Consider the following 23,442-nt stretch of genomic DNA (forward strand, 5'->3'; position numbering starts at 1 on the left):
GCCTCCGTCGTCCTGGCGAAAGCCAGGACCCATGACCACCGAATTTGCTTGTGAACAGGAACGCGGTCCCAGCGTCGCGCCACAACGAACACGTGGGGTTATGGGTCCCCTGAGTTCACAAACGAAGTGCAACACTTCCGACAGGAGGTGTTGCCATGGGGCGGAGTTACAAGCAGCTCTCGTTGGAAGATCGATGCGAGATTGCCCGGCTTTCGGCCAATGGCCACTCGGTCCGGCAAATCGCGGCAGCTTTGGATCGCCCGCCATCAACGATCTCTCGAGAGATGAACCGCAATCGCGGCGTTCAGGTTGGCTACAAGCCAAGCTACGCCCAGCAACAGACGCCGGCACGGCGCTGGAAGGGCTCTCGCCTCGAACGAGAGGCCGAACTGCGCCGCACCGTCCTGGCGGGCCTCGGCCGCGGCTGGTCGCCCGAGCAGGTTGCCGGCCGGCTGGCCCGCCAGCACCGGCGCAAGGTGATCTCTCACGAGAGCATCTATCGCTTCATCTATGCCCAGATCGCCCGCACCTCGGACTTCAGTTGGCGGAACTATCTGCCCCGTCGCAAGGCCAAGCGCGGTCGTCGCGGCAAGCGAGGGGGCAGTCCCGCAAGCTTCATCGCGGGCCGTGTTTCGCTGGATCAGCGCCCGATCGAGGTCGCCGATCGCAAGACCCCGGGCCATTGGGAGGCCGACCTCATGATGTTCTCCAAGTACGGCCAGCAGATCCTGGCCGTGCATGAGCGCACCTCCCGTATCCTGCTCGGCGACCGCCTCGACAGCAAACTCGCGTCCGGGGTCGCCAGCCATCTCGTGCGCCTGTTCGCGGCCCTGCCGCAGCCGATGCGCCGCACCGTGACCTTCGACAACGGCACCGAGTTCGCATCGCACCTTTCCTTGCAAAGCCTCTTGATCCAGACGTTCTTCTGCGATCCCCACTCGCCCTGGCAAAAAGGCGGCATCGAGAATGCCATCGGCCGGATGCGCCGCTTCACCCCGCGCAAAACTGACCTCGAAACCCTCCCAACCCGACGCCTCCGCCAGGCCTTCGGCGCCTACAACAACACCCCGCGCAAGTGCCCTGACTTCAGGACCCCCGCTGAGGCCTTTGCTGCTCAAGTGTTGCACTTCGAGTGTGAATCCACCTCCTGGCTTTCGCCAGGACGACGCCGAGTGTGTGGCGCAGTTGTGAGGCACGCTGCGCGTCTCAAATTCAGTCGTCGTCCCGGCGCAGGCCGGGACCCATACGCCGCGGCGGATATTGTTGACGGGACTCGTCGTTCTAGCGTTGCAAAACAATGGGCAATTGTGGTTATGGGTCCCGGCCCCCGTGCGCAATTGCGCACTAGGACCGATCGACATTCAGGATTCCCAAGCGGTTTGATCGCTGATTCATAGAGTTCCGTGATTCGAGACACGGAGCAGATGGTGGCGGCGAAACGATATGAGCTGACGGAGGCGCAATGGGCGAGGGTTGCGCCACTGCTGCCGGGGAAAGCTGGCGACCCGGGACGGACGGCTGCGGACAATCGACTGTTCGTCAACGGATGTTTGTGGGTCTTGCGATCGGGCGCACACTGGAGCGACCTGCCGGAACGGTACGGCAAGTGGAAAACGGTGCATCAGCGCTTCAGCCGCTGGTGCCATGCCGGCGTCTGGGAGCGCGTGTTCGCTGCTCTGACCGCCGATCGCGACAACCAGTATCTGATGATCGACAGCACCATCGTTCGCGCCCACCAGCAGGCGACGAGCGGAAAAGGGGGGCCAAAGATCAGGCGCTGGGGCGTTCCCGAGGCGGACTGACCACCAAGATCCACATGCTGGCTGATGCGCTCGGCCGTCCGCTCCGCTTCATCGTCACGGCTGGGCAAGTTAATGACATCACCCAGGCGCCCGCACTGCTCCACGGCCAGAGCGGCGATGCCGTGCTCGCCGACAAGGCCTATGACAGCAACGCCTTGCGTGCGATCATCGCGGAAATCGGCGCAACGGCGGTGATCCCGTCAAACCGCACCCGCAAGATCATCATTCCGCACGACGCCGACGCCTACAAACAGCGCAACCGCATCGAGCGCTGCTTTTGCCAGCTCAAACACTTCCGACGCTTGGCAACCCGTTATGACAGGCGATCTGGCAACTTTACTGGCTTCATCCATCTCGCAGCCGCAATGATCTGGATGCAATGAATGTCGATCGGCCCTAGGCCGGGACGACACCGAATATGTGGCCTGGCCGGTCAGTCATACGTTCGCATTCTCGCGACATGATCTGGTCGGTCTTGCGGGTTGTTCGGCCGCGTGCGGTGCAAAGCCGCAGTAGAAGCGAAACCCATCAACCCGGATTAGCGGTCAAAATGATGGGTATCGCTTCGCTCCAACCGTCCTACCGATCTCACACCGCCTTCCGCGGCGCCGCCGTCGCCTTATCCCCCGTGTTCGGCGTGCCCGTCGGCTCGATCAGCAGCAGATGCACCTCTTCGCGTGCGACGGGGCGGTGCTCGACGCCCTTGGGCACAATGTACATCTGGCCGGGGTGCAGCGTGACGGTGCGGTCGCGCAGCTCGATGTCGAGCACGCCTTTCAGCACGAGGAAGAAGTCGTCGGTGTCGTCGTGTTTGTGCCAGACGAACTCGCCCTGCACCTTCACCACCATGACGTCGCAGGCGTTGAATTGCGCGACGGTGCGCGGCGACCAGTGATCGCTGAATGTCGAGAGTTTCTCGGAAAGATCGATCGCGTCGCGCATCATGCCTCCGGGTCCGGACCAGCTTGCCGGGCTCGTTAGCTCAGCCGCGCGATATGCTCAATGCACGCCCCTCAACTTCGCCGGATACGGTGTCGGCCCGTCCTGCCCGTTGATATCGCAATGCGCCTCGCCGTTGGCCGCCTTGCGCGCCAGCAATTCCCGCTCGGCCTTGTACCAGAGTTGATCCATCTGCCCGGGCGGTTCGCCGGCGTCCTTCCACAATTCGTAGGCGCGGGTCCGAATCTCCTGCTCGGTTGGGCCTCTCATGGGCGGCTCCCTCAATTTGAGACATCAAACTGTTTGAGAGTGGAACTGCCAGCATAGCGCATGGTTCCAAGGCGCGCGAGATGGCCGCGGCACTGATCACGCGGCCCCTGTGCACAAACGCCGTTGCGCGGGCCATTCGGCGGAAAAAGCGGATTGGATTTGCACGCGCGGTGAACGGTCTCGAGGAAAAATCCCCGGTGGATATGCAGGTCAACAAGGGTGCCCTAATCGCCGGCACCAAGCGCGGACGCCGACCATGCGCCGGTCTTGCGGAGGCCAGCTACCCCTTCAGAGGTATGAAACCTTTGCCCGCTTCCGCAGACTTAAACTCATCAGGATTTTGCCACGACCTTCCTGGGGCTAGAGACAGCGCCGCTCGCATGTATTTTAAGCGGGCGGCGTTGCGCTGTCGGGCAGGGCTCGTTCTCCGCTTCCCATCGCCAGGAGAGCACCAGGACGGCAGCACCGGCCTGCGGGCTACCGCTACTCCGCCGCCTGGCGCACGTGGCGCGCGGATGGCGTCCGCATCGTCACCAGCTCTTCGGAGGCGGTCGGATGCAGCGCGACGGTGGCGTCGAAATCGGCCTTGGTCGCCTTCATCTTCACCGCGATCGCGATCGCTTGCGTGATCTCGGCGGCGCAATCGCCGACGATGTGGCAGCCGAGCACGCGGTCGCTCGAACCGTCGACCACGAGCTTCATCAGCACGCGGGTGTCGCGGCCGGACATCGTCGCCTTGATCGGGCGGAAATCGGTCTTGTAGATGTCGACGTGGCTATACTGCGCCCGCGCCTCTTCTTCCGTCAGGCCGACGGTGCCGACCTCCGGCTGCGAGAACACCGCGGTCGGGATCGTGGCGTGGTCGACCTGGACCGGGCGCTTGCCGAAACACGGTGTCGGCGAAGGCATGGCCCTCGCGGATCGCGACCGGGGTCAGGTTGGTGCGATGGGTGACGTCGCCGATCGCGTAGATGTTGTCGACCGAGGTCTTCGACCAGCCGTCGACCTGGATGCCGCCATTGGCGGGATTGATGGCGACGCCGGCGGTCTCCAGCCCGAGATTGGCGACGTTGGGATGCCGGCCGATCGCGAACATCACCTGGTCGGAGGCGATGCTGGAGCCGCTCGACAGATGTGTGGTGTAGTCGCGGCCGTGCTTGTCGACCTTCGCCACCGTGGAGCCGGTGATGATGGTGATGCCGCGCTTCTCCATCTCGGCGCGGACATGCTTGCGCACGTCCTCGTCGAAGCCGCGCAGGATGTTGTCGCCGCGATAGACCACTGACACGTCGGAGCCGTAGCCGGCGAAGATGCCGGCGAATTCTAGCGCGATGTAGCCGCCGCCCTGGATCACGATCCGCTTCGGCAGCTCCTTGAGGTGAAACGCCTCGTTGGAGGAGATCACGTGCTCGATGCCGGGCACGACGGGGCCGTGATTGGGCGCGCCGCCGGTCGCGATCAGGATGTACTTCGCGGTCACCTTCTCGCCGGTAGCGAGGCGCAGCGTATGCGCGTCCTCGAGCACCGCCCGGGTCTTCACGATCTTCGCGCCCGATTTCTCGACATTGGTGGTGTAGGCGCCCTCGAGCCGGGCGATCTCCTTGTCCTTGTTGGCGACGAGCGTCGCCCAGTCGAACGAGACCTGGCCGATGCTCCAGCCGAAGCCGGCCGCGTCCTCGATCTCCTGGTGGACGTGGCTGCCGATCACGAACAGCTTCTTCGGCACGCAGCCGCGGATCACGCAGGTGCCGCCCATCCGGTACTCTTCGGCCACCATGACCTTGGCGCCATAATTGGCGGCGATGCGGGCGGCACGAACGCCGCCCGAACCACCACCGATGACAAACAGGTCGACGTCAAACTCGGCCATGGCAACCCTCTTTCTTCCTGCTCCCTCGCCCCGCTCTTGCGGGGGGAGGGTTGGGGTGAGGGCATCTCCGCGAGTCAGACCAGCGGAGAGTCCCCCTCACCCGGCACTACGTGCCGACCCCTCCCCGCAAGCGGGGCGAGGTAAGAAGCGCGTCAGATATCCTTGCCGCGCTTCTTCATCTCGGCCTTGAACTGGCCGTTGACGATCACGCCGAACTGCTGCGCCCACTGTTGCATATATTGCAGCGATCCGTTGATTGCCGTGGGCTCCGCGGTCAAAAGTTTCTGACCGAGCGGCGTCTTGTAGAACGTCACGAGATCCTTCAGCTCCTGCTCGGTGAACTCGGCGGCGTAGATCTGCGCCATGCCTTCGCCGATCTCCTTCTCGCCGCCCGCGAACTGCTTGGCGACGACCAGCGCCACCTCGTCGAGGTCCTTCTGGTAGTTCAGATACTGCTGCAGCAGACCGGTCTTGGTCTTCTCGATGATTCCCGGAACGGCGCCGGAATACATCACCGCCACGTTCTTCATGGTCAGGATTTCCTTGGCGTACCCGATCGCCGCGGGGGTCGACTGCTTGACCTTGGGCATCGGCGGCAGCTGTTGCTGCGCCATCGCCGGTGCGGCCGCGAGCGCGAGGCCGGCCGCCAGAGCCGCCGCCGACAAAAGTCCCGAAAAACGCTTCATTCCAAGTCTCCTTGCTTGCGGCGCTATCGCCGTTCAACAACCCGAATTCCCTGTGCGCCGGCCAGCACGGCGACGCTGCCGAGCCCGATGAACAGGCCGTGTTCGACCACGCCCGGAATCACGCTGAGCAAACCGGCAAGACGCGGCGGGTCGCCGATCCGGCCGAGATGCGCATCGACGATCCAGTGGCCGCCATCGGTGACAAAAACGTGACCGTCCTTGCCCTTGCGGACGATCATCTGGCCGGACACGCCGGCCTGTGCGAACGCCCGCGCCATCGCGGCCTGGGTCGCGGCGAGCCCGAACGGGATCACCTCGACCGGCAGCGGGAAGCGGCCGAGCACGTCGACCCATTTGCTGTCGTCGGCGATCACGATCATGCGGTCGCTGGCCGCCGCCACGATCTTCTCGCGCAGCAGCGCGCCGCCGCCGCCCTTGATCAGATTGAGCGCTGGGTCGATCTCGTCGGCGCCGTCGATGGTGAGGTCGAGATGATCGATGTCGTCCAGCGTGGTCAGCGGAATGCCGCAGCGGATCGCGTCCGCCCGGGTCGCCTCCGAGGTCGGCACGCCGATCACCTTCATGCCTGACCGGACCTTCTCGCCGAGCAGCTCGACGAAGTGCTTGGCGGTCGATCCGGTGCCGAGCCCGAGCTTCATGCCGTCGCGCACCTCTTCGAGCGCGCGCGCCGCCGCCTGGCGTTTCAGTGCGTCCATGTCCACGGCCGATAGCCCCTCGGTTGTCCGTTACGGGCGCGCCATCGGGCGGCCCGGCGGGCGCATATCTAGCCTCGATTCACTGGCAGGAATAGCGCCATCCGGGCCCGTCTTTAGGCCGAAACGGCATCCATCGCGGCCAAAATCGCCGCAAAACGGTCCTCGACCTCGGCCCGCATCCCCGGGTGGGTGAAAACATAGAGCCGGTCGTCGTGAATCGCGCTCACTACGCGGGCCGCGACCGCGGCCGGATCGAGACCGGCCTCGAGGCGCCGCGCGATCTCGGCGACGAGCGCGGCTGCCGGGCTGTCAGGCGCAAGCTGGCGGGCCGGGCCGTACTGCGCCGGGCGGTTGCGCCCGCTCTCGCCGATCCGGGTCCGCACATAGCTCGGACAGAGCACGCTGACGCCGATCCCGAGCGGCTTCAGTTGCGCCGAAAGCCCTTCGGACAGGCTGACGACGGCGAATTTGGACGCCGAATACGGGCTGACGCCGAGCCCGGCATTCATGCCGGCCATCGACGCTGTGTTGACGATATGGCCGCCCTCGCCATGGCCGCGGATGTGCGGCAGGAAGCTCCTGACGCCGTGCACGACGCCCATCAGGTTGACGTCGATCACCCAGCGCCAGTCGTCGACGGAGATCGGGTCGATGCCGCCACCACCGGCGACACCGGCATTGTTGCAGACGACATGGACTTTGCCGAAGGCGCTGAACGATGTCTCTGCCGCGCGGTCGACGCTTGCGGGATCGGCGACGTCGCAGACCACGCCATGGACATCGGCGCCGCCGGCCCGTAGCCCATCGACGGCCTTGTCGAGCGCGCCGGTTTCAATGTCGGCGAGCATCACCTTCATGCCTTCCCGCGCGAACGCGGTTGCCATGGCAAGGCCAATTCCGCTGGCCGCACCGGTGACAAACGCGGCTTTTCCGGCAAGTTCCCGCATCCGAGCCTCCCTTTTTTGCACCACGCTAGCATCTTCGCTTGCATCGCGCCGCGCTGCCCTGATAGCCAGAAACAGATGTCCGCCTCTTCTCCCCCCATCATCGTGTTCGATCTCGACGGCACGCTGGTCGACACCGCGCCTGACCTGATCAGCGCGCTGAATTTTGTGCTCGACCGCGAAGGCCTGCGGCCGGTTCCGCTGTCGGCGGCCCGCAGCATGATCGGCGCCGGCGCGCGCAAGCTGCTTGAGCGCGGGCTCGAGGTGGACGGACGCGTGGTCAGCCTCGCCGACCTCGATCGCCTGACCGCGGATTTCATCGACTATTACGCCGAGCACATCGCCGACGGGTCGCGCCCGTTCGACGGGCTCGAGCCCGCGCTCGACCGGCTTGCGGCCAAGGGCCATCTCCTTGCGGTCTGCACCAACAAGCTGGAGTGGCTGTCGAAGCTGCTGCTCGACCGGCTCGGATTGACCCCGCGCTTTGCCGCGATCTGCGGCCAGGACACGTTCGGGGTCGCGAAACCCGATCCGGCGTTCCTGCGCGAGACGGTCGCGCGCGCAGGCGGAAAGCTGCCCGGGGCCATCATGGTCGGCGATGCCGGTCCCGATGTCGGGGTCGCCCGGCGCGCCAGCGTCCCGGTGATCGGGGTCGATTTCGGCTATACTGACGTCCCGATGACCGAGCTGAAGCCGGACCGGCTGATCAGCCATATGCGCGATCTGCCGGACGCCGTCGCCAGCCTCGGCGCCGCATAAGTTTTCCGTAACACGCTGATATCACTTGGCAATATTTTGCCATGCGAATTTGCCATTAACCATCCTTTAACGAACAGGCCTCCTCCTGTTGCGCCTCTGTTCCGACGCACCTATGGTCGGGCCGGGGATTGTGGCTGATTGCCGCAGTAGAGTGTGGATCATGCGTCGTATCATCGTGATTGCGGCCGCCGGGCTGAGCCTGGCCGGCTGCTCCTCCTTCTCATTGGATTCGTTCAAGTCGGCACCGCCGCCAATGCAGGTGCAGCTGGATTCTGCACCGCAAGGCGCTGACGCCGTGACCTCGATTGGACCGGGTTGCAAGACGCCCTGCACGGTGTCGATCCCGGCGCCGGAGGCCAACTTCACCGTCACTTTCAACATGCCGAAGTTCCAGCCGGCGACGGTGCCGGTGACCGTGACCCGCTCGCCGGGCGACTTCACGAGCCCGGCCACCACCACGCTCGATCCGAGCCCGGTGTTCGCCGAGCTGCAACCCGCCGGCCCGCCGCCGCGCGCGCACAAGGCGATGCGGCCGAAGAAGAAGAAGCCGAAGCCGGCTGCCGCTGCGGCTCCCGCCGCCGCGCCGGACGCGGCGTTCCCTGCTCCCGCTGCGGCACCGCCGCCGGCGGCCGCAGCGCCAACGCGCTAGCACGCAGGATTGCGCACTGCACAAGAGCCCGGCCCAAAGCCGGGTTTTTGGTTTTGGTGGAGACACATCGGCGATTGCGATCATGCATCGCGCGATCTGTCTCACCTATCGCGCACAATCAGCTTTGCATGTTGCGGATCATCCTTACGGACGCATTGTGACGGCGCGCCAACATGCATAGATTGCGCGTGCTGGGTCCGTCACGGTCCGGCACTGAAGGGAACGCCTTGGTTCGAAGGCTCTGGTTGAAGGCTCTGGTTGAAGGCTTGGGTTGAATGAACGGATCCACGCAGGCGCATTCCGACACGCTGTTCCGTCCGATGACCGATCCGTTCGGCCGGACGATCCGTTACCTGCGCGTCTCCGTCACCGACCGCTGCGACCTGCGCTGCTTCTACTGCATGTCGGAAGACATGACCTTCCTGCCGAAGGCCGATCTCCTGACGCTGGAGGAACTCGACCGCCTGTGCTCGGCCTTCGTAGCCAAGGGCGTGCGCAAGATCCGCCTCACCGGCGGCGAGCCGCTGGTCCGCCGCAATGTGATGAGCCTGGTGCGTTCGCTGTCGCGCCACCTTTCGACCGGCGCACTCGACGAATTGACGCTGACCACCAACGGTTCGCAGCTCGCGCGCTTCGCACAGGAGCTGGCCGATTGCGGCGTGCGCCGGGTCAACGTCTCGCTCGACACGCTCGACCCCGTAAAATTCCGGGCCATCACCCGCTGGGGCGACATCGACAAGGTGCTGTCGGGCATCGAGGCGGCACGATCGGCGGGGCTTGCGGTCAAGATCAACGCGGTCGCGCTGAAGAACATGAACGAGGACGAGATTCCCGCGCTGATGCAATGGGCGCATGCCAAGGGCATGGGCCTGACCTTGATCGAGGTGATGCCGATGGGCGACATCGGCGAGGGCCGCATCGATCAGTACGTTCCGCTATCGCTGCTGCGCGCGCGGCTCGAAAAGCACTACACGCTGACCGATCTCGCCGACGACACCGGCGGCCCTGCCCGCTATGTCCGGGTCGCCGAGACCGGCGGCAAGCTCGGCTTCATCACGCCGATGACCCACAATTTCTGCGAATCCTGCAACCGGGTGCGGATCACCTGCACCGGCACGCTGCACACCTGCCTCGGCCATGAGGACGCTTCCGACCTGCGCCGGCCGCTGCGCGCCTCCGCCGACAACGACCTGCTGGCGGCGGCCATCGACCGGGCCATCGGGCTGAAGCCGAAGGGGCACGACTTCATCATCGACCGCCGCCACAACCGCCCGAGCGTCAGCCGCCACATGAGCGTGACCGGCGGCTAGTATAGCCCACTGCCGACGCCTGCTCCGTCTCCCGATTACCAAGGCGGGACAACGATTTGCCGTGGCGTCAATTTGCCCATTTTCCGATTGACGGCGTTCCACGGCGCTGATTTGGTGCCCCGGCTTTCACGCTCGCCAGGCCGGATAGGCCGCTGCCCCCAGTCGGCATCTGCCGACGATCCGGCAGCCAAGAGCAGCTAACAACGGCGGAAGCGGATTTTCGGGGGAGGACGATCGCTTGCAACTGCTCCTGAAGGTGAGCCGTGGCTCCGTGCGCATGCGCGCGGCGGCCAGATGATGCTTGAGAAGATATTCGGCGCGCGACTGGCGCGGCCGCGGAGATCGTGATGCGCCCAATGTTGGCACTGAGTCAGGCCATCGACCGACTCAACGAGAAGATCGGCACCATCTGCAATCTGCTCGTGCTGATCGCCTGCCTGGTCAGCGCCGGCAATGCCATGATCCGCTACGCGTTCAGCTACTCCTCGAACGGCTGGCTCGAGGCGCAGTGGTACATGTTCGCGATCCTCGTGATGTTCGGCGCCTCCTACACCTTCAAGCGCAACGAGCATGTCCGCGTCGAGATCCTCTATCTGATGCTGTCCGAACGCGGCCAGCTCTGGCTCGACATGATCGGCACATTGTTCTTCCTGATCCCGGCCTGCCTGCTGCTCGCCTATTTGTCCTGGCCGTTCTTCCACCAGGCCTATGCGGTCGGCGAGATGAGCGGCAATGCCGGCGGCCTCTTACGCTGGCCGATCAAGTTCGTTATCCCGTCCGGCTTCGTGATGCTTGCGTTGCAAGGCGTCTCCGAGGTGATCAAGCGGATCGCCGCGCTGCAGGGCTATGTGACCATCGACGCGAAGTATGAGAGGCCGACGCAATGATCACGCTGGAGATGATGCCGCCGCTGATGTTCGGCGGCCTGATCATTGCAATGCTGATCGGCTATCCGGTGGCGTTCACGCTCGCCGCGGTCGGCCTGTCGTTCGGGTTCCTCTCGATCTATCTCGGCTTCTTCGACCTCAACTTCCTGCAGGCGATCCCGGGCCGCATCTTCGGCAGCGTGCTGTCCAACGAGCTGCTGCTCGCGATCCCGTTCTTCACCTTCATGGGCGCGATATTGGAGCGATGCGGGCTCGCCGAGGACATGCTGGATTCGATGGGCCAGCTGTTCGGCCCGATCCGCGGCGGCCTCGGCTATTCCGTGATCATCGTCGGCTTCATCCTCGGCGCCATCACCGGCACGGTGGCGGCGCAGGTGATCGCGATGGCGCTGATCTCGATGCCGGTGATGATCCGCTACGGCTACAACATCCGCTACATCACGGGCGTGCTTGCCGCCTCCGGCACCATCACGCAGCTTGTCCCTCCCTCTCTCGTCCTGATCGTGCTCGCCGACCAGCTCGGCAAGTCGGTCGGCGACATGTATCTCGGCGCCTGGGGCCCGTCGGTGTTCCAGATCCTGCTGTTCGCCGGCTACACCTTCCTGCTTGGCATCTTCAAGCCGAGCCATGTGCCTGCGGTGCCGATCGAGGCGCGCACGCTGACCGGCTGGGCGCTGTGGAAGAAGTGCCTGCTCGGCATCATCCCCTCCGCGGTGTTGATCTTCGTCGTGCTCGGCACCATGATGATGGGCCTTGCGACCCCGACGGAAGCCGGCGCCATGGGCGCGGTCGGCGCCATCGTGCTCGCCGCGATCCACCACAAGGATTTCAGCGCGACCGGCCGCAAGGTGCTCATCATCGGCGTGATCGCCGGCGGCATCGGCACCATCATCGCGATGCTCTACAGCGAGAACCTGATCTTCAGGCTCGCGTTTGCGATCACCTATCTCGCGGTGGTCTGGATCTGCCTCGAAGCGGTCAAGATCCCGGACCTGCGCGACCTGATCAAGCAGGGCTACGAGACCACCATGCGCATCACCTGCATGGTCACCTTCATCCTGATCGGGTCGACCTGCTTCTCGGTGGTGTTCCTCGGCGTGTCCGGCGGCACCTGGCTGGAGCACCATCTGACCTCGCTGCCCGGCGGCGTCTGGGGCTTCCTGATCTTCATCAACATCTTCATCTTCTTCCTGGCGTTCTTCCTCGATTTCTTCGAGATCGCCTTCATCATCCTGCCGATGATCGCGCCGATCGCGCAGAAGGTGCTGGCGCCGGTGGTCGGCCCCGACGCCGCGCTGATCTGGTTCGGCGTGATGCTCTGCGTCAACATGCAGACCTCGTTCCTTCATCCGCCGTTCGGCTTCGCGCTGTTCTACCTGCGCGGTGTGGCGCCAAAGGAAGTGAAGAGCTCCGACATCTACTGGGGCGCGATGCCCTGGATCGGGTTGCAGGCGATCATGGTGGCGCTGGTGATCGCGTTCCCGGTCGTCGTCACCGGACTGCTCGACAAGCCGCTCGACGTCGACCTCAACAAGGTCAAGATCGAGGTGCCGCAGATCGAGCTGCCGCCGCTCGATTTCGGGCAACCCAAGCAGTAGCCGGCGTCAGCGCACTCGGCACGCCTGAAGCATTTTCGGTTCTGATTGCATCAGGACCAAAGCTCGAGGTGCGCCACGGCTGTTGACGGCAGCGGCAAGGCCTGTGAAGACGCGGGGTACGGATCGTCCTCCAACTCACAGATCGCCGCCCATGCCCCAGAAGCGTCCCGCCCGCTCGTTCGTTCGCCCGCTGATCATATCGTTTGGTTTGGCGCTTGCCGCAGCTGTCGCGCACGCGGCACCGGCGGCCGACATTCGCGCACTGGCACAACAGGAGCAGCAGCCGCTGCTCGACACCCTTCGCGACCTCGTGCAGATCGAATCCGGCAGCAAGGATATCGACGGCCTCAACCAGATCGCCGCGCGCATCGCCGGCCAGCTCAAAGAGCTCGGCGGCACAGTGGATATCCTGCAGACCACCGACATCTACCGGCTGGACGACACGCCCGAGAAGATCGGCCCGGCCGTGCAGGCCGTCTTCAAGGGCACCGGCAGCGCGAAGATCATGCTGATCGCGCACATGGACACGGTGTATCTCAAGGGCATGCTGAAGGACCAACCCTTCCGCGTCGATGGCGACAAGGCCTACGGCCTCGGCATCGCCGACGACAAGCAGGGCATCGCCACCATCCTCCACAGCGTGGCGCTGCTGCAGAAGCTGAACTTCAAGGATTACGGCACGCTCACGGTGCTGATCAACGGCGACGAGGAGATCTCTTCGCCCGGCTGGCGCAGCACCATCACCCGCGTCGCCTCAGAGCAGGATGCCGTGTTCTCGTTCGAAGGCAGCGACGCCAGCGGTACGCTCCGCCTCGCCACCAGCGGCATCGGTTCGGCTTATCTCACTGTGCACGGCAAGTCGTCGCATGCGGGCGCGAGGCCCGAAGGCGGCGTGAATGCGCTCTATGAGCTGTCGCACCAGGTGCTGCAGATGAAGGACCTGTCGAAGCTCGAGCAGGGCCTGAAGCTGAACTGGACGGTTTCCAAGTCCGGCACCAACCGCAACGTGATCCCCGCCGAAGCCACCGCCCAGGCCGATGCGCGTGCGCTCAAGGTGTCCGACTTCGACGAACTCGAGACGGCGCTGCAGGACAAGATCAAGAACCGTCTGCTGCCCGACTCCAAGGTGGAGGTGAAGTTCGAGGTACGCCGCCCGCCACTCGAAGCCAGCGACGCCGCGCGCCGCGTGGCCGGCCACGGCAAGACGATCTATCAGGAACTCGGCATGCCGCTGAACGTCGCCGAGCGGGCCACCGGCGGCGGCACCGACGCCGCGTTTGCCGCCCTCAAGACCAAGGGAGCCGTGGTTGAAGGCATGGGCCTCTCCGGCTTCGGCGCGCACTCCAACGATGCCGAGTATGTGCAGATCAACAGCATAGTGCCGCGGCTGTATCTGACCACGCGCATGATCATGGACCTGTCCGACGGCAAGGTGAAGTAAGCCGGCCGGCCCGCGGAACGACAGGTGCCACGGGCGGCCTCTCAGGCCGTCGCCGGCTCCGTCTTGGCGAGGCGGAAGCTCAGCGTGAACTGGGCTCCGCCGGACGGCAGGTTCTCGACCTTGATCGTCGCGTCGTGATCGTCGACGACGCCGCGGACGATCGAGAGCCCGAGCCCTGCCCCGTCGGTGCGGTGGCGCTGGCGATCGCCTCGCCAGAAGCGCTGGAACACCAGGCCCTGCTCGGCGGGCGCAATCCCGGGCCCGCAGTCGCGCACCTGCACCGAACCGTCCTCATGCACCTCGACATCGACCGAGGTCGCGTCTGCCGTGTACTTGATGGCGTTCTCCGCCAGATTGAAGATCGCGCGCTGCAGCATCTCGGCATTGCCCTTGACCCGCACCGGACCGTCGGTGCCGCGCAGCGCGATGTCCTTCCGCTGCGCCAGTGCGTACGGCGCGATCGAGCCGACCACCTCGGCGCACACCGCGCGAAGATCCGCGGTCTCGCCGGGGTCGAGCACCAGCGTGTCGAGCTCGGCGATCTCGAGCAGCTGGCTGACGATACGGCTCATGCTCTCGATGTCGGCATGCAGCTCCCTGGTCCCCTTCGCGACATCGAGCGTCTCGATCCGCGTCCTCAGGATCGCGAGCGGAGTGCGCAGCTGATGCGCGGCATCGGCGGTGAACTGGCGTTGCACGTGAAACCCCTCCTCCAGACGATCGAAGGCCTGGTTGACGGCGGTCACCAGCGGCAGGATCTCGCTCGGAATCCCGTCCGTGGGGAGGCGGATGTCGGTCCTGGCCGGCCCGATGCTCCTGGCCTCCTCCGAAGCCTGCAGCAGTGGAATCACGGCGCGGCGGAAGATCAGGATGTCGGTCGCCAGCAGGATCAGCAGGATCGGGATGGTGATCCAGCCAACCCGCCGGAAGAAATTGGAGACGATGTCATCGATGATGACGTCGCGATGCGACAGGTCCTCGGCGACCTGGATGCGCAGCGTCTGGCCGCCGACAAGCTGGGTGACGCTGGCGCCGGAAATCCGGTCGGCCAAGGCCGGCAGTCGCGGCGCTCCACGATGCGACGAGAACAGCAGATTGTCGTCCGCATCGTAGATGTCGTAGCGGTAGCGGCCATAAGCGTCGGAATAGAGCCCCTTCAGGCTGTCTGGCAGGTTGAGCTGCACCTTGCCCGCCGAATCGACCGCGAGGTTCTGGCCGAGATCGGCGGCCTGATCGCGCATCGCCTCGCGATGCAGCTGGTTGATCTCCGAATTCAACAGCCACAGCAGCAGCAGCGGTAGGAAGATCGCAGCGACCGCGACCGCCACGATGTGCAGGAACACGATCCGCGAGGTCAGCGACGTGAAGCGGAACACCGCTATTTCTCCTCCGCCATCAGATAGCCGACGCCCCGAATAGTGTGGATGATGACCTTGGCGCGGTGCTCGCTGAGCAGCTTGCGCAGCCGCGACACGTAAACCTCGACCGCATTCGAGGCGACCTCGCCCGACAGACCGAAGATGTGATCCTCGACATTCTTCTTCGGCACAACCCGCCCCTGGCGCCGCAGCAGGATCTCCAGCACCGACGTCTCACGCGCGGAAAAGACATGCGGCGCGCCGTCGACGAACACCTGCTTGCTCTCGGTGTCGTAGACGAGATTGGCGAGCTTCAGCGACGAGCCGAGCAGCTGGCCGGGCCGGCGCAGGATGGCTTCGAGCCGCGCCACCAGCTCTTCCAGCGCGAACGGCTTCGCCAGATAATCGTCCGCGCCGCTGCGCAGCCCGCTGACCCGATCCTGCAGACCGTTGCGCGCGGTCAGCACCAGGACCGGCAACGGGTCGTTCCTGCGACGAAGCTCCGACAGCACCGACAGGCCATCACCGTCGGGCAGACTGAGGTCGAGGATCATGGCGGCATAGCTGACGCTGCGCAGCGCATCGCGCGCTTCGGCAACGCTGTTGACGATATCGGACTCGTATCCCGCCGCCATCAGCCCGCTGGCGAGCAGTCTCGATAGCTCCGCATTGTCCTCGACGATCAGAAGGCGCATCGCAGCAATCCTGTTCTCATTCGATCGGTCTTCCGATTGCACACCCTGTTGCGATGCGCCAGCCAGGCAACAATTCCGCAACAGATCCCGGTTGAGCAATTCGATGTGCCAACGATCCGCATTCGAGCACAATGCCCGATTGCCGCTCACAGCGCTATGATTTGGCTGTGCGCGGCCGCTCCCATTCACCCGCAAGATAGATAAACCGGCTCCCGCCGCAATCAAATTCGCGCGCCGCGCGTGCCCTCGAAGAGGGCAAATGTAAGGCTGGCGTCAGCTAGCCCTGATAATCGTTCATCCGTTCTCACCGGGAGATCGGACGACGGCCAGCCATGCGGCAAGACCTCGTCTCTCGCGCGAGGCTTTCATGCAGTATTGGCGGCGGGCGATGTCATTTCGAATGAAGTATATGGGCTTTGCGGCGATGCCGGTGCTGGCGGCGCTTCTCGCCGGCGCGTGGCTCACGACCCGCGCCGATGGCGTCGTGAATGCCAAGGCGGCCCAGGAGAGCGCGCCGCAGGACGTCAATGTCGAGCAGCAATACGTCGCGCTGAGCGACAAGCAGGCCGCCTCCGTGAAGCTGATGGCCGTGGAGCAACGTTCGTTCCGGACCCTGAAGAACGCGGTCGGCTCGATCGACTTCAACCAGAACATGCTGGTGCAGGCGTTCACCTCAAATCCCGGCAGGATCGTCGACACGCCGCTCAATGTCGGTGACGAGGTTGCGAAGGGCGACCGGCTGTTCACGATCGACAGCCCCGATCTGCTGCAGGCCGAGTCGTCGCTGCTCGCCGCGGCCGGCGTGCTCGAACTGCAGACCAGGACGCTGGCGCGGGTCCGGCAGCTCTTGAAGACCGGCGGCGGCGCGCAGAAGGACGTCGACCAGGCGACGTCGGATCAGCAGACCGCCGAGGGCAACTACAAGGCCGGGCGCGACGCAGTGCGCATCTTCGGCAAGACCGACGCCGAGATCGACCGCATCGTCGCCGACCGCAAGGTCGATTCGATCCTGGTGGTGCCGAGCCCGATCTCGGGCCGGATCATCGCGCGCAATGCCGCGCCGGGTCTCTTCGTGCAGCCCGGCAATGCCCCGGCGCCCTATTCGCTGGCCGACATCTCGACGATGTGGATGGTCGCCAATGTGATCGAGACCGATGCGCCGTCCTACCGGATCGGCCAGCCGGTCGAGGTGCGGGTGCCGGCCTATCCGAACGAGGTGTTTCGCGGCCGCGTGACGACGCTTGGACTCAACATCGATCCGAACTCGCACCGCCAGCTGGTGCGTTCGGTGATCGACGATCCCCAGCACAAGCTGCGCGCTGGCATGCTGGCGAGCTTCACCATCGAGACCGAGCCGCCAAAACTGTCGGTCAGCGTGCCCCTGGACGCCATCGTGCGCGAGGGCGACGGAACGATGACGGTTTGGGTCACGACCGACGGCCGCAAGTTCGACCGCCGCACGGTGACAACAGGCATGGAGCAGGATGGCTGGCGGCAGATCCTCAGCGGCCTCGGCGCCGGCGAGAAGGTCGCCTCCACCGGCGCGATCTTCCTCAGCAACAAGTTCGCCAATGCGGCGACCGGCTAGCCCGCGCCAACGCGCCCCGTCCGCTCAAGAGTAAGTGCAGCACCTTGATCAAGAGCCTCCTCCAATTCGGTCTGACCCGAAGCGCCGTCATCGTGCTCGGCCTCGCCGTGTTCTGCGCCGCCGGATTCGCCGCGTTCACCAAGCTGAACATCGAGGCCTATCCGAACCCGGCGCCGGTCATCCTCGAAATCACGGCGCAGGCCGCCGGCCTTTCCGCCGAGGAGATGGAGAAGTACTATACGATCCCGATGGAGGTCGGGCTGTACTCGACGCCGGGCGTGGTCAACATCCGCTCGACCTCGTTCTACGGCCTGTCGTTCGTGCGGGTCACCTTCAGATACGGCGTCGACTATTACTTCGCGCTGTCGCAGGCCACCAACAACCTCACGCAGAACGTCCAGCTTCCCGGCAATCAGATCCCGCAGATCCAGCAGTCCAGCCTAGTCGGCGAGATCTACCGCTACCAGCTGGTCGGTCCGCCGAATTTCGGTCTGACCAATCTCCGGACGTTGCAGGATTACGTCGTCGCCCGGCGGCTGATGACGATACCGGGCGTCGTGCAGATCAACTCCTGGGGCGGCACCACCAAGCAGTTCAACGTCGACGCCGACCTTGCCAGGCTCGAAGCCTACAACATCACCGTGCCGCAACTGATCAGCGCGCTCGGCAACGCGAACATCAACGTCGGCGGCCGCGAAATCGCGATCGGCCAGCAATCCGTCAACATTCGCGGCATCGGCCTGATCAACTCCGGCGGCGATGACGATATCACCAAGGGCTACAGGGTCCGGGACATCGAGAACGTCGTCCTGACCCAATCCAACGGACTGCCGATCCAGATCAAGGACGTCGCGAAGGTCTCGGTCGGCTATGTGCCGCGGCTCGGCATCGCCGGCAAGGACAGGAACGACGACGTCGCCGCGGCGATCGTCGTGATGGGACGCACCCAGCACACCAACGACATCGTGCCGAAGGTCGAGGAGGAAGTCGCCAAGATCAACAGCGACGGCACCCTGCCGCCCGGCGTCAAGGTGGTCCCCTATTACGACCGCACCTCGCTGGTCAGCGTCACGACCCACACGGTGCTGCACAATCTGATGTTCGGCTGCCTATTGGTGTTCGTGATCCAGTGGGTCTTCCTCGGCGACCTCAGAAGCGCGCTGATCGTCAGCGCCAACATCCCGTTCGCGCTGTTCTTCGCCATCATCATCCTGGTGCTGCAGGGCGAGGACGCCAATCTGCTGTCACTTGGCGCCGTCGATTTCGGAATCATCGTCGATTCCGCCGTCATCATGATGGAGAACATCTTCCGCAACTTCCAGTCCAGCCCCGAGAACCGGCTGCGGGTGCTGCAGAACCTCGCCGAGGGCTACTGGGGCGGCGATCCCACGACGCGAAACGGCCAGCCCGCGCCGGGCTGGACCGAGCGGCTGCGGATGATCTTCGTCAGCGCATTGCAGGTCGACAAGGCGGTGTTCTTCACCGCGGCGATCACCGTCACCGCATTCGTGCCGCTGTTCACCATGCAGGGCGTCGAAGGCCAGATCTTCGGCCCGATGGCGCGAACCTACGGCTACGCGCTCGCCGGCGCGCTGCTCGCGACATTCACGGTGACGCCGGTGCTGGCATCGCTGCTGCTGCCGCGGCATATCGAGGAAACCGAGACGGTCATCGTACGCTCGCTGCGCAAGGCCTACACGCCCGTGCTGCGCTGGTCGCTGACGCATCTGAGGGTCGCGGTCGCAGCCGGCATCGTCTTCCTCGGACTGAGCGGCCTTGCCGCGAGCCGGCTCGGCAGCGAATTCCTGCCCGCGCTCGAGGAAGGCAATTTCTGGATCCGCGCCTCGATGCCGTCGACCATGTCGCTCGACGCAGGCACCGAGCCGACCCGCAAGATGCGCGAGATCCTGCTGCGTCACCCCGAGATCATCACGGTGGTGTCGCAGCATGGCCGTCCCGACAATGGCAGCGACGCCTCGCCGTTCTCGAATGTCGAGCTGTTCGCGCCGATCAAGCCGTTCGACCAGTGGCCGCCCGGCCTGACCAAGGAGAAGCTCACCGAGGAGCTGCAGCGGGAGTTCGACGAGGAGCTGCCCGGCGTCACCTTCAACTTCTCGCAATACATCCAGGACAACGTCGAGGAGGCGCTGTCGGGTGTCAAGGGCGCGAACTCGGTCAAGATCATCGGCCCCAACCTCGCCGTGCTCGAACAGCTCGCGACCAAGGTCTCGCAGGAGATGGCCAAGATCCGCGGCGTCGCTGATCTCGGCATCTTCCATCTGGTCGGGCAGCCCAACCTCAACATCAAGGTCAACCGCGAGAAGACCGCGCGCTACGGTCTCAATACCGGCGACGTGACGACCGTAGTGCAGGCCGCGCTCGGCGGCACCAGTGCGACGACGGTGCTGGAAGGCGACCGGCAGTTCGGCGTGGTGGTGCGGCTCGATCCGAAATTTCGCCAGAGCATCGACGAGGTGCGCGAGATCAAGGTGGCCTACCAGACGCCATCCGGCACCAACGCCTACATCCCGCTGAGCGAGCTTGCCGACATCTCGCTCGATACCGGCGCATCGTTCATCTATCGCGAGCGCAGCCAGCGCTATATCCCGATCAAGTTCAGCGTGCGCGGCCGCGATCTCGGCAGCACGGTGGCGGAAGCGCAGACGCGCGTCGCCGAGGCCGTGCAGCTTCCGGCCGGCTACCGGATGATCTGGTCCGGCGAATTCGACAATCTCGAATCCGCCAAGGCGCGCCTGATGATCGTGGTGCCGGTGACGCTGCTGTTGATCTTCGTGCTGCTCTACAGTCTGTTCAACTCGCTGCGCGACAGCCTGCTGGCGCTGGCCGGCATACCGTTCGCGGTCGGCGGCGGCCTGATCGCGCTGTACCTTGCCGGGCTCGATTTCTCGATCTCGGCCGCGATCGGCTTCATTTCGCTGTTCGGCGTCGCGGTCATGGACGGCATCCTCAACATCACCTATTTCCGCGAATTGCGAGCCTCGGGCATGAGCATCGCGGAGGCGGTGTTCAACGGCGCCGAGCAGCGCATGCGGCCGATGCTGATGACCGCGCTGTCCGCAGGCGTCGGCCTGTTCCCGGCGGCGCTGTCGCATGGCATCGGCAGCCAGGTGCAGCGGCCGCTCGCCACCGTGGTGGTCGGCGGCATGTTCATCGGCCCGCTGCTGCTCCTGATCGTGGCGCCTGCGCTGCGCAAGATCTTCCTGTCGCGCGAGCCTGTCGCCGCTCCCGAAGAGGCGGCAGCCGCGGCACCGCCCGAAGCGGCGCATGAAGGGGGCGCCTGATGTCCGGGATCGTCGCACGGATTGTCGCCACGCTCGTGCTGTGCGGAAGGCGCCCGCTGCGTCCAGTGCTTGGCGCCGCGACCGCCGGGCTGTTGCTGACAAGCTGCGCGGTCGGCCCGAATTTCGTGCCGCCGCCCGCCCCTGACGTCGATCGCTACACGCCGGAAAAGCTTGCTTCCCCCAGCACGAGCCCCGGCGGTCCGAGCGTGCCCAAGCAGCACTTCGTCAGCGGTGAGGACGTATCGCTGCGCTGGTGGACGGCATTTCGGTCTAAGCCACTCGACGAGCTGATCAAGATGTCGGTCGAGCACAACCCGTCTTTGCAGGCGGCGGAAGCATCGATCAGGATTGCGCAATACAACGCGCTGGCCCAGCGCGGGCTGTTCTTCCCGCAGATCGGCGCCAACTACACGCCCTCCCAGCAGCAGATTTCCGGCGCATCGGGTTCGGGCCCCGGTGGCCAATCCCCTTCGGTGTTTTCGCTTCATACCGCGCAGTTGAACGTCAGCTTCGTGCCTGACATCTGGGGCCAGAACGTTCGCGCGGTCGAGAGCCTCGATGCGATCTCCGAGCAGCAGCTGTTCCAGCTGGAAGCGGCCTACCTCACGCTGACGGCCAACGTCGTCACCGCCGCGATCCAGGAGGCATCGCTACGCGGCCAGATTGCGGCGATCCAGCGCGTCGTGAAGATCGAACGCGGCATTCTGGAGATCGTGAAGAACCAGTTCAACGCGGGCGGCGCCGCCCAGGTCGACGTGCTGGCGCAGGAGGCCGCGCTGGCCCAGTCCGAGCAGCTGCTGCCACCGCTCGAAAAGCAGCTCGCGGTTCAGCGCGACCTCCTGACCTCGCTGGCCGGGCAATTCTCGGCGGACGAGATCCTGCAGAAGTTCACGCTCGATCGCCTGGCGCTCCCCGTCAATTTGCCGGTGAGCCTGCCGAGCAAGATGATCGCCCAGCGACCGGACGTCAGGGCCGCGGAGGCGCTGCTGCACTCGGCGAACGCCCAGCTCGGCGTGTCGATCGCGGCGCGGCTGCCCAACGTCACGATCACCGGCAATGCCGGGGCCGCGGCCTTCAGCCTCGCCGAGTTGTTCACGCCGGGAACCAGCTTCTACGTCATCGCCGCGAGCGCAACCCAGCCGCTGTTCGATGGCCTGACGCTCTACCACAAGCAGAAGGCCGCGGAGGCGGCGGTGGATCAGGCAGACGCGCTCTATCGCCAGGCCGTCGTCACGGCAATGCAGAACGTCGCCGACGCCTTGCGGAGCCTGCAGGCCGACGCGCGCGCCTTGCAGGCCGCGGTCAAGGCCGAGCTCGCCGCGAAGGCCAGCCTCGACATCATCCAGAAGCAGCTTGCCCTCGGGCAGGTCAATCAGGTGGTCGTGCTCAATGCGCAGCAAGTCTATCTGACGGCGGCAGTGGTCCGCGTTCAGGCCCAGGCGACGCGCCTGTCGGACAGCGCCGCGCTGTTCATGGCGCTTGGCGGCGGCTGGCCGGCGAACTGCGCATCCGACGACTGGCGCAAATGTGCCCTGGAGAATTTGCCCCCCGCTGCGCCGCAGCGGGTCAGCGAAATCGGGCCGCCTGCCCGCTGACCAGCGCGGCATGAGGCTACTGACTGGAGGAACCGGCGAATGAAGAACATGCTCAGTTTGGCGGCAATTCTGCTTGCGATCTCGGCGGGGTCCGCGGCCGCACAGAGCGCGGTCGGCGGTCCGAAGAAGCAAAGCAATGTCGGCGGACCCACCGTGCAGCAGAACCCGGTGGTTCGCCCGACGCAGGGTGCCGGAGCAACGCCTCCAGCATCGCCGCCAAGGCAAGCGCCAAAGCAATCACCGAGGAAATAGCGACACGCTCGCGCGATCGAATTGGCTTTCGCGATTCACGCTGATCGGCTCGATGAGAACCACATGAAAAACACGACGCGCCTGCTTCTCATCGCCGTAGCCGGTGTCATGATGGCATCGGAGGCCTGCGCGGCGCCGGTTCAGGTGATGCGGCTGTCGCCGCAGCATCCCGCAAGTGTCGTTCGGGTACGGCTCGCATGTGACCAGAACTGCCATTGCTGGCAGACGCGCTATCAGCAGCGAAGCTATCGCCGGAAGATCGACGATCAGGAGCGTCAGGACCCGAATTCTTGCCCAGGCGGCGGGCACTATAACGGCCATTGCCGCAGCGGGCCGGCCACAGGGCTCGGCTTCGAAAGCCGCCTTCCCGTGCGCTCATTGCCGTTTCCGTTTTGATCGACGGAGCCTGGTTGCCCTTCCGGGCCGACGCGATCAGCGCGCGCGGCTACCAGATGACGACCGCGCAGACCAGCGCCAGCGGCACCGCGGCGCCGCCGATGACGACCCACCTGCGCATGTCAGCCGGATCTCTGGAATATCTGAAGATCTGGACCGCGACGAAGAGGCAGACCGCGGCGCCCAGGATGATGCGAAACAAATCCGATGGCGTCTCGTAGGCGGACCAGATGGTTTCGTTTTGCGGGCTTGCGACGCGAGCGGTTATGACCACCACAAGGGTCAGAAACAACGTCCGCAGGATAAGACCGAGGAAACGCATTTGGCGCCCTGATTCATGCTCCTGGGTAACGCTAGCATGAATCGTGCCGAAAGGCATTCATTT

General features: G+C 64.9%; 20 protein-coding genes and 2 pseudogenes. 13 read left to right on the forward strand and 9 right to left on the reverse strand.

Features of this window, described 5'->3' with window-relative positions; genetic code table 11:
* Nucleotides 1–155 precede the first annotated feature (155 nt).
* Nucleotides 156–1,397 (forward strand): IS30 family transposase, encoded by a 1,242-nt coding sequence (locus XH92_RS27920; protein ID WP_246787656.1) that lies wholly within the window; start codon nt 156–158, stop codon nt 1,395–1,397.
* 27 nt (nt 1,398–1,424) lie between these two features.
* Nucleotides 1,425–2,185 (forward strand): annotated as a pseudogene (locus tag XH92_RS27925) (IS5 family transposase).
* Nucleotides 2,186–2,390: 205 nt separating this feature from the next.
* Here XH92_RS27925 and XH92_RS27930 read toward each other — a convergent pair.
* From XH92_RS27930 to XH92_RS27955, 6 genes and pseudogenes are all read right to left on the reverse strand, one after another.
* Nucleotides 2,391–2,744, reverse strand: coding sequence for a cupin domain-containing protein (locus XH92_RS27930; protein ID WP_194454986.1), 354 nt, complete (start codon nt 2,742–2,744; stop codon nt 2,391–2,393).
* A 57-nt stretch (nt 2,745–2,801) separates the two neighbouring features.
* Complete coding sequence (locus XH92_RS27935; protein WP_194454987.1) at nt 2,802–3,011, reverse strand: DUF2934 domain-containing protein; 210 nt, start codon at nt 3,009–3,011, stop codon at nt 2,802–2,804.
* A gap of 483 nt (nt 3,012–3,494) precedes the next feature.
* A pseudogene (gene gor, locus XH92_RS27940) lies at nt 3,495–4,881 on the reverse strand (glutathione-disulfide reductase).
* Nucleotides 4,882–5,033: 152 nt separating this feature from the next.
* Nucleotides 5,034–5,567: a DUF2059 domain-containing protein gene (locus XH92_RS27945; protein ID WP_194454988.1), complete on the reverse strand. Its 534-nt coding sequence runs from the start codon at nt 5,565–5,567 to the stop codon at nt 5,034–5,036.
* 23 nt (nt 5,568–5,590) lie between these two features.
* Nucleotides 5,591–6,289 carry a ribose-5-phosphate isomerase RpiA gene (gene rpiA / locus XH92_RS27950; RefSeq protein ID WP_194454989.1) on the reverse strand — a complete coding sequence of 233 codons (699 nt, stop codon included), beginning with the start codon at nt 6,287–6,289 and terminating at the stop codon, nt 5,591–5,593.
* Nucleotides 6,290–6,396: 107 nt separating this feature from the next.
* Nucleotides 6,397–7,230: an SDR family NAD(P)-dependent oxidoreductase gene (locus XH92_RS27955; RefSeq protein WP_194454990.1), complete on the reverse strand. Its 834-nt coding sequence runs from the start codon at nt 7,228–7,230 to the stop codon at nt 6,397–6,399.
* 75 nt (nt 7,231–7,305) lie between these two features.
* Here XH92_RS27955 and XH92_RS27960 point away from each other — a divergent pair, with 75 nt between their 5' ends.
* The 6 genes from XH92_RS27960 (at nt 7,306) to XH92_RS27985 (ending at nt 13,871) form a co-directional block, all read left to right on the forward strand.
* Nucleotides 7,306–7,986 carry an HAD hydrolase-like protein gene (locus XH92_RS27960; protein ID WP_194454991.1) on the forward strand — a complete coding sequence of 227 codons (681 nt, stop codon included), beginning with the start codon at nt 7,306–7,308 and terminating at the stop codon, nt 7,984–7,986.
* 160 nt (nt 7,987–8,146) lie between these two features.
* Nucleotides 8,147–8,635, forward strand: a complete 489-nt coding sequence (locus XH92_RS27965) for a hypothetical protein (RefSeq protein WP_194454992.1) — start codon at nt 8,147–8,149, stop codon at nt 8,633–8,635.
* Nucleotides 8,636–8,910: 275 nt separating this feature from the next.
* A complete protein-coding gene (moaA, locus tag XH92_RS27970; protein WP_194454993.1) occupies nt 8,911–9,945 on the forward strand; it encodes a GTP 3',8-cyclase MoaA in 1,035 nt (344 codons plus the stop codon).
* A gap of 347 nt (nt 9,946–10,292) precedes the next feature.
* Nucleotides 10,293–10,832, forward strand: coding sequence for a TRAP transporter small permease subunit (locus tag XH92_RS27975; RefSeq protein WP_194454994.1), 540 nt, complete (start codon nt 10,293–10,295; stop codon nt 10,830–10,832).
* Nucleotides 10,829–12,430: a TRAP transporter large permease subunit gene (locus XH92_RS27980; RefSeq protein ID WP_194454995.1), complete on the forward strand. Its 1,602-nt coding sequence runs from the start codon at nt 10,829–10,831 to the stop codon at nt 12,428–12,430. The genes XH92_RS27975 and XH92_RS27980 overlap by 4 nt, the downstream gene beginning before the upstream one ends.
* A gap of 151 nt (nt 12,431–12,581) precedes the next feature.
* Entirely contained in the window at nt 12,582–13,871 is a 1,290-nt protein-coding gene (locus tag XH92_RS27985; RefSeq protein ID WP_194454996.1) for a M20/M25/M40 family metallo-hydrolase, read from the forward strand.
* Nucleotides 13,872–13,912: 41 nt separating this feature from the next.
* Here XH92_RS27985 and XH92_RS27990 read toward each other — a convergent pair whose 3' ends face one another.
* A complete protein-coding gene (locus tag XH92_RS27990) occupies nt 13,913–15,247 on the reverse strand; it encodes a HAMP domain-containing sensor histidine kinase (protein ID WP_194454997.1) in 1,335 nt (444 codons plus the stop codon).
* Nucleotides 15,248–15,249: 2 nt separating this feature from the next.
* Nucleotides 15,250–15,924 carry a response regulator transcription factor gene (locus tag XH92_RS27995; RefSeq protein ID WP_194454998.1) on the reverse strand — a complete coding sequence of 225 codons (675 nt, stop codon included), beginning with the start codon at nt 15,922–15,924 and terminating at the stop codon, nt 15,250–15,252.
* 388 nt (nt 15,925–16,312) lie between these two features.
* Between XH92_RS27995 and XH92_RS28000 the strand changes: the two genes are divergently transcribed.
* The 5 genes from XH92_RS28000 (at nt 16,313) to XH92_RS28020 (ending at nt 23,057) form a co-directional block, all read left to right on the forward strand.
* Nucleotides 16,313–17,512, forward strand: coding sequence for an efflux RND transporter periplasmic adaptor subunit (locus tag XH92_RS28000; protein ID WP_246787658.1), 1,200 nt, complete (start codon nt 16,313–16,315; stop codon nt 17,510–17,512).
* Nucleotides 17,513–17,556: 44 nt separating this feature from the next.
* Nucleotides 17,557–20,814, forward strand: coding sequence for an efflux RND transporter permease subunit (locus XH92_RS28005; RefSeq protein ID WP_194454999.1), 3,258 nt, complete (start codon nt 17,557–17,559; stop codon nt 20,812–20,814).
* Nucleotides 20,814–22,409 (forward strand): efflux transporter outer membrane subunit, encoded by a 1,596-nt coding sequence (locus XH92_RS28010; RefSeq protein WP_194455000.1) that lies wholly within the window; start codon nt 20,814–20,816, stop codon nt 22,407–22,409. The genes XH92_RS28005 and XH92_RS28010 overlap by 1 nt, the downstream gene beginning before the upstream one ends.
* 39 nt (nt 22,410–22,448) lie before the next feature.
* Nucleotides 22,449–22,661 (forward strand): hypothetical protein, encoded by a 213-nt coding sequence (locus XH92_RS28015; RefSeq protein ID WP_194455001.1) that lies wholly within the window; start codon nt 22,449–22,451, stop codon nt 22,659–22,661.
* Between the two features lie 63 nt (nt 22,662–22,724).
* The gene (locus tag XH92_RS28020) at nt 22,725–23,057 is read left to right on the forward strand and encodes a hypothetical protein (RefSeq protein WP_194455002.1); all 333 of its coding nucleotides are present in this window, start codon (nt 22,725–22,727) and stop codon (nt 23,055–23,057) included.
* 49 nt (nt 23,058–23,106) lie between these two features.
* Here XH92_RS28020 and XH92_RS28025 read toward each other — a convergent pair whose 3' ends face one another.
* A complete protein-coding gene (locus tag XH92_RS28025) occupies nt 23,107–23,379 on the reverse strand; it encodes a hypothetical protein (RefSeq protein ID WP_194455003.1) in 273 nt (90 codons plus the stop codon).
* Nucleotides 23,380–23,442: the final 63 nt, after the last annotated feature.

Origin of the sequence: Bradyrhizobium sp. CCBAU 53421, from assembly GCF_015291625.1 — a bacterium.
In the GTDB taxonomy this organism is placed as follows: Bacteria; Pseudomonadota; Alphaproteobacteria; order Rhizobiales; family Xanthobacteraceae; genus Bradyrhizobium.